This window comes from Bradyrhizobium sp. CCBAU 53340 (genome assembly GCF_015291645.1).
Taxonomy (GTDB): Bacteria; Pseudomonadota; Alphaproteobacteria; order Rhizobiales; family Xanthobacteraceae; genus Bradyrhizobium.
In genome coordinates this window covers 968,212-980,989 of record NZ_CP030055.1, presented here as the reverse complement: position 1 = coordinate 980,989, position 12,778 = coordinate 968,212, and the positions used below count along the sequence as shown (strand labels likewise).

Sequence of the window (12,778 nt, the reverse complement as noted above, 5' to 3'; positions counted from 1 at the left end):
GAGAAGACACCGTCATGGGGAGGAAATTGGATCTCGATCTGGCTTGTATCGATCATGTGCAAACACTCTTCTGAAATTGCCACTCATCTCCGACGCAGCGAAATTGCCGCGCCGGTCCGCGCCCGAGTTCAGATCCAGCCCGCCATGGCGAGCAGCAGCGAGATCAACAAGCCGGCACCGCAAAAGATGACCAGGACCTGAAGCGTTGCGGTGCCGCTCGTCTCTTCCGATCGCGCGGATAGAACTCTCAAGCCAATAGCCATTGGTGATCTCAAAAATCGTGAGTCAATTGATGTCAAACTGCGCATGCGATCGCCAATGAAATTAACTGGCGATCGTGATGGACGTTTCTGCGTCGACCATCGACGGACAATCGCGGCGCGTTGTCAACGGCGCGCTTCACATCCTGACCGGGATGCCGATGTTTTTTTCTTATCGCCGCCGTGGCTACGAGTTCCGGCATCGAACTGGTGAAGAATACGGATTGGTCGTCAGCCGCAAGCTTGGCGTCGGACACGATCAAACCTTCGCGGCCGAAATTTACGGAGAACGGTTCGGACTTTCCGGAAAACACGACGCGTGTGGTCCCGGTCGTCCGATCGAAAAGATTGAGACTGGTGGTACTTGTTCCATCCGGGTTGGGACCGAGAATATCTTCGTAGAGGTCGAATCGGCCGTCTTGCGACAGGTTGTTCAGCCAGATCGTATCGCTGGTGGTAGAGCCGAAAGTCGAGCTTGCCACCGCTTGCGTCGAGCCGGTCTGCAAGTCCTCCGCGTAAGATGTGGGGGCTTGAACGCTGAGTCCCCCCACGGTCTCCGCATTAATTATCTCGTAAGCCATATCCCGACCGTCGACCGAGATATCATCGAGTTGAACGTTGTAGGCGTTATCTGCCGCGGTGCCCGGCGTGAGCAGAGTGATCGTCTTCATGCATTCCTCCTGCCATCCGGCAGCGCGTCTGTCGTAAACCGCGTGGGCTTCAGGTCGATGTCGTCAGCAGTCATTTGCGACCCGGCTTTCCAACATGAAGACGAACACAGTCGTGCGTTCGCGCGCAGCAACGCGCGCAAGGCCGCTCGGCTCGCTTCGTCCGGCTTGTTACAGCGCCGTCACAAGTTCGGGTCGATGCTGGCGCAAAATGCATCGACCCCCGTTTCAATGTCGGCGCGTCGGACTGGTAATCTCTCGCGTCGCATTGGTCTTGGACTAGAGGGAATGGCGGCTTGGACTAAAGTGCCTCCCTCTTGCAGTTCGGAGATGGCATCCGCGTTCACCCTGTCTGCGTGGGAAACAAGACTTCGCAACCCCTCCGAAAATCTTGCGAAACAATTCCGAACAAGCTGGCTGATAAGCGCCGCTCCCGTCACGGGGCCACTGTCCCAGCCGAGAGATAATTCGGGCGGGTTCATTCCCGGAATCCGGGGCACGGGCACAGGCGCGACGCTGGGCGGGTTTTCGGCGCTGGCTCTTCACCTGTTCGCCGAGGACCGGGATGCGCGCCGTGTTCGCCATGTCACATAATCCTCTGACGGGTTCCGCATTTCAAAATCGCCCGGCCCTCGGCCGGCCATGGCCGGGTTTCGGCGAGCAGGCATCGGTCCGCACCTCATGAGAGCGGCACACGCCGCAGTTGTCCTTGACTGTAAGCGCACAACGAAATATTTTTCCGGGTGCGTTTTCAGCACGAAGACATCATTTTCGATCGAGATCGGCACGCATGACGCTGCAGGCGCCGCAGGCCTGGAAGGGTGATCTGGGCGGCGCGGTTGCCATTGACCTTCAGTTTGAAGCGTCGACCCCCTCGAAATCGCGAACCTCGGTCAAGCCTGTCCTCGTTCATGGCGACCTGAGCGTCGTTCGCTGCGACCTCGGGGCCGGCGCCATCCTGTGTCAGCCGAATGCGCCGGCGGGCAAGCGCTACGCGGTCGTCATCTCGCATGGCGGTGGCGTGTCGGTCTCGCGGGGCGGCGTGACCCAGCAGCTCAAATCCGGCGAGGCCGTCTTGCTGCGCAGCTGGGAGCCGAGCCGGATCGATTGCAGCTCGGCATTTCGCGTCTCGCTCCTGTCGCTGTCCTGCGATGGCCTCGACATCTCCGAGATGAATGCCGAACGCGCCGTCGCGCGAGGGATCGCGCGCGACGCCGAGGGACTGGTGCTGTTGCGCCGCTATCTCGTCGCCATCGAGAAGGAGGCCGGCACCAAGCGCTCGCCGGAAGCCGCTGCGCTGATAGCGCGCCATATCCAGGACCTGCTGCTGCTGGCGCTGACACGCTGGCCCGGCGATCTCGACAAGAACGTCAACCTCACCTTGCTGGAGATGCGGCTCGACGCCGTGGAGGCCTACCTCGAATCCAATTTTCGCGACCCATCGATGTCGGTGTCCGAGGCCGCCGCGGCGCTGGGCATCTCGCCCCGCTACGTCGAACGCCTGCTGCAAGGCGTCGGCACCACCTTCTCCAAGCGGCTGATCGAGCTGCGGCTCGACGAAGCCTATCGTCAGTTGCGCGATGCAGAGCTCGCAGACCGCAGCGTCGAGACGGTCGCATTGTCGTCGGGGTTCACCAATGCAGCCCATTTCAGCCGACGCTTCCGCGCCCGCTTTGGATATCCGCCGAGCGAGCTACGCGAGCTGGCCGCAGGCACCGACGGCGAGGCCGCGACGAAGCCGGTCGTCCCGGCTCCGCGCCGCAAGCCGGACAAGCCCGCCGTCGCCGGCTGGGGTGTGCGTCTGGACGAGGAGCTGGCCGACGAGGTGCGAAAGGCCGCCGTCGCGGGCGAGCGTGCGCTCGCCGCCTCGGCCTTGAAGGAGGCGGTGTCGCAGTTTCGCGTGGCGCTCAGCACCTTGCGGCGCCTGCCGCCGCTGACCGAGCGCGACGAGCTCGAGCTCGACTGTCAGCTCGGGATCGTCAGCGCGCTGGTGGCACAGCGCGGCTATACCGATCCGCAGACCTCAGGGGCCTATCGTCGCGCCGAGACGCTTTGCCGTGTGCTCAACCTCGAGCAGCGTCTGGCCAATGTGGAAGACGCGCTCTATCGCGAGCATCTGGTGCGGGCCGACTATGACGAGGCGTTGCGGGTCTGCGAACGGTCGCAGCGAGGCGGCCGCGACTCCTGGCTGATCGGGGCCGCGATCGTCCGGATGCACCAGGGCAAGCTCGCCGTCGCGGGCGAATTGTTCGACCGGGCGATCCCCCGCCGCGTCGGCCGCGCCGATGGCGAGGAGGCGGTGACCCCCGTGAACTTCTTCGTCATCCTCGGCAAGCTCGTCTACGAAGCCCTGTTCGAAGTGCTCAGGGGCGAGCGCGAGGCCTCCCGCGCCCTGATGCGCAAGGCCATCGACATGGCCCGCAACTCGGGAAATACCGCCGCGATGGGCTTCGCGCTCAGCTCGTGCACCCGCACCTCCTGGCTCGATGGCAACGACCGGGACAATCTCGTGATTGCGCAGGAGTTGGCGGATCTTTGTCGCGGCAATTCGTTTGCCTATTGGGGCGCGGTCGCCGATTGCCATCTCGCATGGCATGCCGCGCGTGCCGACCAATCCGATGCGGCAGCGATGATCAGCAACGGCATCGAGCGTTACCGCCGAACCGGCGCGCGCTGGCTGTTACCCTATCTGATCGCGCTCCAGGCCGAGATCGACCACATGGCCGCGCGGCACGACCGGGCCATGCAGCATGTCGCGGAGGCCCGCGCCCTTGCCGACGAACTGGGCGAGCACTGGTACGACGCCGCGCTGCTCAGCCTCGAGGGCGACATTCTTGCGGCAATCGGGCGCGCCGATGACGCTCGCCGCGCACGGCAGAATTCCCGCATGCTGGCGCGCAAACAGGGTGCACGGTTATTTTTGTCAAAAGCATCGCCAGGAAGCCGATGGGGTGCGGACGACAAAGAGCAACGCCGGAACGGCCAACGCATTTCGGTCAAAAATGCGGACGTCTAGAATGGCGCAACCAAGCCACTGACGCGGCGCTCGTCACGGCGTCGGTAGAGAAAGTGATGGCTGAACAGCAGGTCCTCGGCTGGAACGTTCGAAGGCGAATTTTCAGGCGCAATCCGCAGCTACGCCGACGAGGACATGGCGAAGTATCAGCGGTGACGGCCCGAGCCGATCGCTTCAGAAATTATAGCGATATCTCAATGACATATTACTCTGGACCAGCTGCGGCTAGCTTCAGACCGCGAAGACAGCAGCCACGTTAAGGCTGCTACCAAGCGTAGCGAGAGAACATTTTCGCCACATTGACTCCTGGTTGCAGCCTCACTAAACGTCTTGGTTGCCAAAGCGTTAATTTTCTTGGTCGCCGCTTTATTATTGAACCTTGTTTTTGCTCCCGGCCGCGGCGTCGATTCTCTGTGTGTGAGGCGTTCGCGCAATGACGGCCGATCTCGATTCCGCCGACCATCCGCTTTCTGATCCAGCACTTTCATCGCACCACGCGCGTCGGCCCGATCGACGCCGGTCCCGCTCGACCGACGTAGCTTCGAGTGACGATCAATTTCAGCGTGTAATCCAGCTCATAAACATCCTCGTCAGACCAGCGTAGCGAGTAATCGGCGCAACGCCGGTTGCAGGAGTTTTTCATGACGACCATTCCGGCCTACACCTCCGGTGGCCTCACCCGACCGCCCCTCATCCTGGATTCGTACGGCAACATCGTTCTCGACGATGCGGCATCGACGTTCGCGGCGACCTACGGCCTGAAGGCGCTGTATCTCGGCTGCCCGCCCGGCACGCCCTGGCCGCCGGTGCACGATTCAATATCAACGCCAATCGACGCCAACGCCGGAGCGAACAGCGTTGCCGAAGGCGCGGTCGCGAACACCCCCGTCGGCATCACTGCATCGGCGACGAGCGCGATCGGTCCCGTCACCTATTCGTTGGTCGGCGACAATTCAGGGGGCGGATTCAAGATTAACGCCGCGACCGGCGTGGTCACGGTCAACGATCCAACCAAGATCGACTTCGAGAGCGCGCCCGGTCATGCCTATACCATCAGCGTGAAGGCCTCCGACGGATTCCTCACCTCGACCCAGTCGTTCACCATTCACGTGACGGACGTCGCGCCGTCGACGCCGGTCGACAGCAATGCCGCCGCCAACCACGTTGCGGAAGGCGCTGCGATCAACACCCTCGTCGGCATCACGGCTTCTTCCACCGACATCAACGGCGGAGCCGTCACGTTTGCAATCACCGGCGATACCTCCGGCGGCGGTTTCAAGGTCGACCCTCACACCGGCGTGGTCAGCGTCGCTGACGGAACCAAGATCGACTATGAGAGCGCGCCAGGCCACGCCTATTCGGTCACGATCCAGGCCAGCGACGGCACGCTGACGAGCTCGCAGACCTTCACCATCGGGGTCGACGACGTCACGATCGGCGCGCCGACCGACACCAATGCCGCGGCCAATCACGTTTCGGAAGGCGCCGCGGCAGGCACCGCCGTCGGCATCACCGCGTCCGCGATCGATCCGAACGGCCCGGCCACGACCTATTCGCTGATCGGCGATACTTCGGGCGGCGGTTTCACGATCAATTCCGCGACCGGCGTCGTCACGGTCGCCGATCCGACCAAGATCGACTTCGAGACCAGCGGCGCAGGCCACAGCTATGGCGTCACCGTGCAGGCGGTGAACGGCGCCACGACCACCTCGAGCAGCTTCACGATCGCCGTCGATGACGTCGCGCCCACGCCGCCGAGCGACAACGATCCCGCGGCCAACACGGTCACGGAAGGTGCAGCCAACGGCTCGACCGTCGGCGTCACCGCCATCTCCACCGACGTCAACGGCCCGGCCGTGACCTACTCGCTGACGGGCGATACCTCGGGCGGCGGCTTCACCATCAATGCCGCCACCGGCGTCGTCACCGTCGCCGACTCGACCAAGATCGATTTCGAGAGCGCGCCGAGTCACGCCTATTCCATCACCGTGCAGTCTTCCGATGGCACGTTGACCAATTCGGAAACCATCAGCATCGCGGTGACGGACGTCGCCCCGTCGGTTCCGATCGACAACGACGCCACCGCCAACTCGGTCGCGGAAGGCGCTGCCGCCGGCTCGACCGTTGGCATCACCGTCGCCTCAAGCGACGTCAACGGCTCGGGCGTCACCGGCCTGGCCTACTCGCTGACCAGCGACACCTCGGGCGGCGGCTTCACCATCAATGGCGTCACCGGCGTCATCACCGTCGCTGATCCCACCAAGATCGATTTCGAATCCTCGGGCGCAGGCCACAGCTACACCGTCACTGCGCAGGCCAGCGACGGCACGCTGACGAGCTCGCAGACCTTCACCATCAATGTCAGCGACGTCCCGCCGACGACCCCGGTCGACGCCGATGCGGCGACCAACACGATCGCGGAAGGTGCGGCCAACGGCTCGACCGTCGGCGTCACCGCGTCCGCAACCGACGTCAACGGCCCGGCCGTGACCTACAGCCTGACCGGCGACACCTCCGGCGGCGGCTTCACCATCAACGCGACCACCGGCGTCGTCACCGTTGCCGATTCCACCAAGATCGATTTCGAGACCTCGGGCGCAGGCCACAGCTACACCGTGACCGCGACCGCCAGCGACGGCACGGATATCAGTTCGCAGAGCTTCACGATCGCCGTCACCGACGTCGCGCCAACGACCCCGGTCGACAGCGACGGCGCCGTCAATCAGGTCTCGATGAATGCCCCGGTCGGCACCTATACCGGCGTGACCGCATCCTCGATCGACGTCAACGGACCGGCGGTGACCTATTCGCTGGTCGGCGACACCTCCGGCGGCGGCTTCACTGTCGATGCGTCGACCGGCCAGGTGAAGGTCGCCGATTCCACCAAGATTCCCTACAACGCCGGCAGCCCGACCTTCGACGTCACGGTTCAGGCCAGCGACGGCACGCTGACCAGCCAGCAGACCTTCACCATCAACGTCCTTCAGAATACGCCGCCCGTCGCCAATGACGATTCGCTCTCGGCCACGGAAGCGGGCGGCGCCAACAATTCGGTTGCCGGCTTCAATCCGTCGGGCAACGTCATCCTCGGCACCGGCTCGGCCGGCGCCCTCCAGGACACAGACGCGGAGGATCCGAGCACCGCACTGACCGTCGTCGCGGTCCATACCGGCTCCGAAGGTGCATCCACCGGTACCGGTACGGTCGGCCAGGATTTGATCGGAAGTCACGGCACCCTGCATCTCAACGGCGACGGCTCCTACACCTACACCGTCAATCAGAACGACGCGCAGGTGCAGGCGCTGCATACGTCGGCCAATACGATCCAGGACAAGTTCAATTACACGATCCAGGACACCGGCGGCCTGCAGGACAACGCAACGATCACCTTCACCATCCATGGTGCGGACGATCTGCCGGTGGCCGTCGCAGACACCGGTACGATGACCGAGGACGATGCGCCGACCTCCTTCAACGTCATCGCCAACGATAGCCAGGATCCGGATTCCACCGCCTCGAACGTCATCACGCTTGGGCCGGCGGGCATCACCGTCACCGGTCCGGCCGGCGAGACCTTCGCCAACACAGACGCGACCGCCTCGATCGTTGCGAACCAGGTGCAGGTGACGCTGAACAACGCGCACTTCCAGCAGCTGGCGGTCGGCGAGCACGCCACCATCACGGTACCCTACACGCTGACCGGCGATACCGGCGAAACCTCGTCTGCCAATCTGGTCGTCACCGTGGACGGCGTCAACGACGTGCCGGTCGCGGTCGATGATTCCGGAACCATGACCGAAGACCAGTCCGGTCATGCCTTCACCGTGCTCACCAACGACACGCTCGATCCCGACCATGGCGCGCCGAACAACATCACGACCGGCACCGTCACGAACGTGGTTGGGCCCGCGGGCGAGAACATCGACGTCACCGATATCGCGGTCAGTGTCAACGGCTCAAACCAGATCGTGGTCAATCTCGGCTCCGACTTCCAGCATCTGAAGGACGGCGAGGCCGCGACGTTCGACGTTCCCTATACGCTGCACGGCGATCAGGCCGGCGACACCTCGACGGCGACGCTTCACGTCACCGTCAACGGCGTCAACGATGCGCCGGTCGCAAGCAATTTCACGTTCAACGGCGTCAACAGCGCGACCGGCAATACCGACCTCGTGGTCAACGACCCGACCGACGGCGCGCCGAGCACCACCGGTCCGAACAAGACCATCACCGCCAGCCTGCTCAGCGGCGCCAGCGACGTCGACGGTCCCGGACCGCTGATCGTGGTCGCCGGCAACATCGCGACCGCGCATGGCGGCTCCGTCACCATGCAGTCGGACGGCGACTTCATCTACAAGCCGCCGGTCGGCTACACCGGCTCGGATTCCTTCACCTACCAGGTCTCGGACCAGAACGCCGGCGCTTCGGGCGTCGGCCTCGGAACCGGCACGATCACCATCAACGTCACCACGCCGAAGGTCTGGTACGTCAACGCCGATGCGGCGACCGATGGTGACGGCTCGTCGGAAAATCCGTTCAACAACCTCTCGCACTTCAACGGCGCCGGCGGCGTCGATGGCACTGGCGACACCATCTTCCTGGAGACCTCGTCCAGCCACTACACCGCACCGGCCGGCGGCCTACAGCTCGAGAACAACGAGCAGCTGATCAGCCAGAGCGCCGGCCTCGTCGTGCCCGACGGCGGCGGCGGCGCCGGCACGGTCACGCTGGTGTCGGCCAGCGGCGCCAATGCCGTGATCGACGGCGGCGTCATCCTTGCCAGCGGCAACAACATCCAGGGCGTGGATTTCGGCTCAAGCTCGACCTTCTCGCTGTCGGGCACCAATGTCGGCACCTCGACGATCGATAACGTCAAATCGGGTGTCATCAACAACACCGGCAGCGGCGGCGCGATCAGCATCACCGGCTCCGGCAACGCGCTGACTTACGACTTCAGCTCCCTCACCTCGAGCGGCGGCTCCAACGGCATCGTCATCAACGGCGCCAGCGGCACCTTCCACGCCCATGGCGGCGCGATCTCAGGCGCCTCCGGCTCCGACGTGTCGCTGTCATCCGGCACGTTGAACTTCACCGACGACGGCACGATTTCAGACAATACCGGCTCGACCCTCTCGATCTCCAGTATGACCGGTGGCACGCAGAGCTTCACCGGCACGATCAGCAGCAGCGGCACCGGCATCTCGCTGACGAACAACACCGGCGCCACGATGAGCTTCAGTGGCGGCATCGGCCTGTCGACCGGCACGTCGAACGCCTTCACCGCGACCGGCGGCGGCACGCTTAATGTCACCGGCACCAACCACCTGACGACCACGACCGGTACCGCGCTCAACATTACCAACACCACGATCGGTTCGAGCAACGTCACCTTCCATGACATCTCGTCCGACGGCGCCGTGAACGGCATCGTGCTCAACAACACCGGCACCAGCGGCCACCTCGCGGTGACCGGCGTCGGCACCACTGCCGGCTCGGGCGGCACGATCCAGAACTCGACCGGCGATGGCGTGAGCCTGACCTCCACCCAGGATGTCAGCCTCAGCAACATGAACATCAAGAATGGTCAGGGCGATGGTATCCTCGGCAACACGATCAACGGCCTCGCGCTGAACGGCGACACCGTCTCGGGCAACGGCAACTCGACCGCCAACGACGGCGAAGGCAACATCTATCTCTACGAGCTGACCGGCAACGCCAGCCACGCCACCACTTTCAACAACCTCACGGTCAGCAATTCCTACGTCCACAACGTGTTCATCAAGAACACCGGCGGCACGCTGACCGACCTGGTGGTGACCAACAGCACCTTCTCCAACAACGGTGGCTCGACCCATGCCGGCGACCAATTCCAGATCGACCTGGCCACCGGCGGCATCGCAGGATCACCGACCGCAACCGTGCATGCGACGAACAACACCTTCAGCGGCAATATCTTGACCCCGGCCAACTTCACCGCGACCGGCTTTGCCGGCTCGGTCGACGACGGCACGCTGAACGTCCATCTCGGCGACGGCACCGCCGGCGGCAAGAACACGTTCGACAGCAACGATTCCGGCATCACGCTGACCCAGACCGGCTCGGCGTCGCTGAATTTCGACGTCAACGACAATACGCTGACCAACAGCCGCGCGGTCGGCATCGCGGCCAATCACTTCGGCACCGGCACCGTGACCGGATTCCTCAACAACAATACCGTCGGCATCCAGGGCGTGCAGGATTCCGGCGTCCAGATCGGCAGCGGCTTCGACATCCATGACGAGGCTGCCAGCGGCACGATGACGGTGAGCATCACCAACAACATCATCCAGAGCCTTGGCGGCGACGGCAACGGCGCCGACGGCATTGCGATCACCAACGCGGTCGGCACGCAGGACTCGGCGAGCATCCTCAATGCCACCGTGACGGGCAACACGATCCGCGACATTCTCGATTACCGTGGCTTGACCGTGCTCGATTCCAACACGGCCGGCAACAGCGCCATCAACCTGCTGCTGTCCGGCAACTCCTTCACGAATGCCGATGGCACCGGCACGATTACGACCGCGCGCGTCGGCGGAGCACCCGCCGGCACCGATCCGGTCAATGTGACGCAGGCCAACGCCGCGACGCTCGCGTCCGACAACGGCCTGACCGCCAGCAACTCGATCGGCAGCACAATGCGGGTCGATACCAACGTATCCTTCAACCATGCGGCGCCACCGACGCCACCGGCAACGCCGCAGATGGCGCTGCACGGCCAGGGCCATGACGGCGGTACGGACCTCACCATGAATGCGCTGGCCCCGGTCCTGGTGGCGGCGATCCAGCATTGGGCCGATGCCGGTGCATCAGCGGCGCAGATCGCCCAGCTCGAGAACACCAAGCTGTCGATCGCCGACCTGCCGGACTCCGGCTATCTCGCCAACACCGGCGCCAAGGGCATCACGATCGATGTCAATGCGGCGGGCTGGGGCTGGTACGTCGATCCCACGCCATCAGACAACAGCGAGTACCACTCGACCGCCGCGCCGAACGACCTGGTCGCGACCAGCGGCGACGCGGCGAGCCATATCGATCTGCTCACCGTGCTCGAGCACGAGCTCGGCCACGTGCTCGGCCTGCCCGACACCAGCCTGGACGGGGTGATGAACCTCAACCTTGACACTGGTGAGCGCCGGCTGGTCACCCCGGCCGACGTGGCGCAAGCGACGCCCCTACAGCCGACGACCTCGCAAAACAGCAACAGTTTCGTCAGCGACAATGGTGGCCATAACTTCGTATTCTCGGAGCCTCACATTCCTGCACCGACAACGTCGACGCCGGTGTCGAGCGCGCCAGCGTGGAGCGCCGGGCTCGCCGCCCTGCAAGCAGCGCTGCACAACGCCGATTCGTTCTCCTTCGCATGGTTCGCGGCCAACCATTTCCAGCCCAGCGTCGCACCGACGCTGCCCGGCCCGGGAGGAACGCCCATCGGCGATACCCATCAGGGTGGCGACCTGTTTGTCTTCTCCAACCCGGCAAGCGGATCACCTGCGCTGCAACACGCCGATGTCATCGTTAGTCCCGAGACGCATCCCGTCAGCGCGCTCAACCTTCCGGACTTCTTCCATCTCGCGCCATTCCATTTCGGTCTGCTGACCTGACGTGTAGTTTTTATTTGTACAACCGCGCGGTCCATCAATTCGCCCGATCGCGCGATTGTCCAATGAAGAAGTTTCCATCTGAGCTGCAGAATATGGTCGACGAGCACAATCTAATTTTATAAACTTAAAATAGTACACGCGAATATCAGGAGGTGAGCGTGGGTGAGCCTTTCCTCGGTGAAGTCAAACTCATTTCCTGGAATTTCCCGCCAAAGGGCTGGGCGTTCTGCAACGGGCAGCTGCTGCCGATCAATCAGAACCAGGCGCTGTTCTCGGTGCTCGGCACGACGTATGGCGGCAATGGCCAGACCAACTTTGCTCTGCCGGATCTGCGGGGACGCGCGGCGATGCATCAGGGCTCGGGATTCATTCCTGGCCAGATCGGCGGCGAGGAATTTCATACGCTGGTCCTGAACGAAATGCCGACGCACAACCACATCGTCAACGCGTCCGACACGCAGGGCGACAAGAATACCGTGCAGAACAACATCCTCGCGCAGGAGGTCGGCAAGCCCTACGGAGCCTTTGCCAGCACCACAACGCTCGCCCCCAGCACGATCTCCAATAACGGAGGCGGCCAGCCGCACGAGAACCGGCAGCCGTTCCTTGTCGTCAATTTCATCATCGCCCTGCAGGGCATTTTCCCGTCCCAGAATTAGAGACCTGCCATGAGCAATCCCTTCATCGGCGAGATCAGGATGTTCGGCGGCAATTTTGCCCCGCTCGGCTGGAACCTCTGCGATGGCTCGCTACTGCCGATTTCGGACAATGAAGCGCTGTTCAATCTGATCGGCACCACCTATGGGGGCGATGGGCAGAACACGTTCGCGCTGCCCGACCTGCGTGGGCGCGTTCCGATTCATCAGGGCCAGGGGCCCCTGATCACCCAGAACTACGTCATCGGCGAACAGAGCGGCGTCGAGAGCGTCACGCTGACGACGCAGACGATACCAATCCACAATCACAACTTCGCGGCCTCCACCGCCGCCGCGACCAATCCGAGCCCGAACGGCAACATCATGGCGACCTCGCCGACGATTGAATCCTATGTCATCGACGTCGCCGGTCCTTCGCTGACGGCAGGCGCTATCCAGGTTGCCGGCGGCAACCAGCCGCACGAGAACATGATGCCTTTCCTGTGCATCAACTTCATCATTTCGCTGAACGGCATCTTCCCCTCGCAAACCTGAG

6 protein-coding genes are annotated in these 12,778 nt (G+C 63.4%); 4 read left to right on the top strand and 2 right to left on the bottom strand.

Annotated features, from left to right (window positions below):
- Positions 1-128 precede the first annotated feature (128 nt).
- Together XH89_RS41815 and XH89_RS04620 are read right to left on the bottom strand one after the other, a co-directional pair.
- Positions 129-251, bottom strand: a complete 123-nt coding sequence (locus XH89_RS41815; RefSeq protein WP_256440052.1) for a hypothetical protein — start codon at positions 249-251, stop codon at positions 129-131.
- A gap of 44 nt (positions 252-295) precedes the next feature.
- Complete coding sequence (locus XH89_RS04620) at positions 296-931, bottom strand: hypothetical protein (RefSeq protein ID WP_194465936.1); 636 nt, start codon at positions 929-931, stop codon at positions 296-298.
- Between the two features lie 787 nt (positions 932-1,718).
- Here XH89_RS04620 and XH89_RS04615 point away from each other — a divergent pair.
- From XH89_RS04615 to XH89_RS04600, 4 genes are all read left to right on the top strand, one after another.
- Positions 1,719-3,944 carry an AraC family transcriptional regulator gene (locus XH89_RS04615; protein ID WP_194465935.1) on the top strand — a complete coding sequence of 742 codons (2,226 nt, stop codon included), beginning with the start codon at positions 1,719-1,721 and terminating at the stop codon, positions 3,942-3,944.
- Between the two features lie 641 nt (positions 3,945-4,585).
- Positions 4,586-11,587, top strand: a complete 7,002-nt coding sequence (locus XH89_RS04610) for a cadherin domain-containing protein (RefSeq protein ID WP_194465934.1) — start codon at positions 4,586-4,588, stop codon at positions 11,585-11,587.
- Positions 11,588-11,745: 158 nt separating this feature from the next.
- On the top strand, positions 11,746-12,246 hold the full coding sequence (locus tag XH89_RS04605) for a phage tail protein (protein WP_194465933.1): 501 nt from the start codon (positions 11,746-11,748) through the stop codon (positions 12,244-12,246).
- Positions 12,247-12,255: 9 nt separating this feature from the next.
- On the top strand, positions 12,256-12,777 hold the full coding sequence (locus XH89_RS04600; protein WP_194465932.1) for a phage tail protein: 522 nt from the start codon (positions 12,256-12,258) through the stop codon (positions 12,775-12,777).
- The last annotated feature ends 1 nt before the right edge of the window (position 12,778 follow it).

Bases quoted from the DNA above. Each gene is read 5' to 3' on its own strand.
- XH89_RS04620 (WP_194465936.1), bottom strand. From the start codon at position 931: ATGAAGACGATCACTCTGCTCACGCCGGGCACCGCGGCAGATAACGCC.
- XH89_RS04610 (WP_194465934.1), top strand. From the start codon at position 4,586: ATGACGACCATTCCGGCCTACACCTCCGGTGGCCTCACCCGACCGCCC.
- XH89_RS04615 (WP_194465935.1), top strand. From the start codon at position 1,719: ATGACGCTGCAGGCGCCGCAGGCCTGGAAGGGTGATCTGGGCGGCGCG.
- XH89_RS04600 (WP_194465932.1), top strand. From the start codon at position 12,256: ATGAGCAATCCCTTCATCGGCGAGATCAGGATGTTCGGCGGCAATTTT.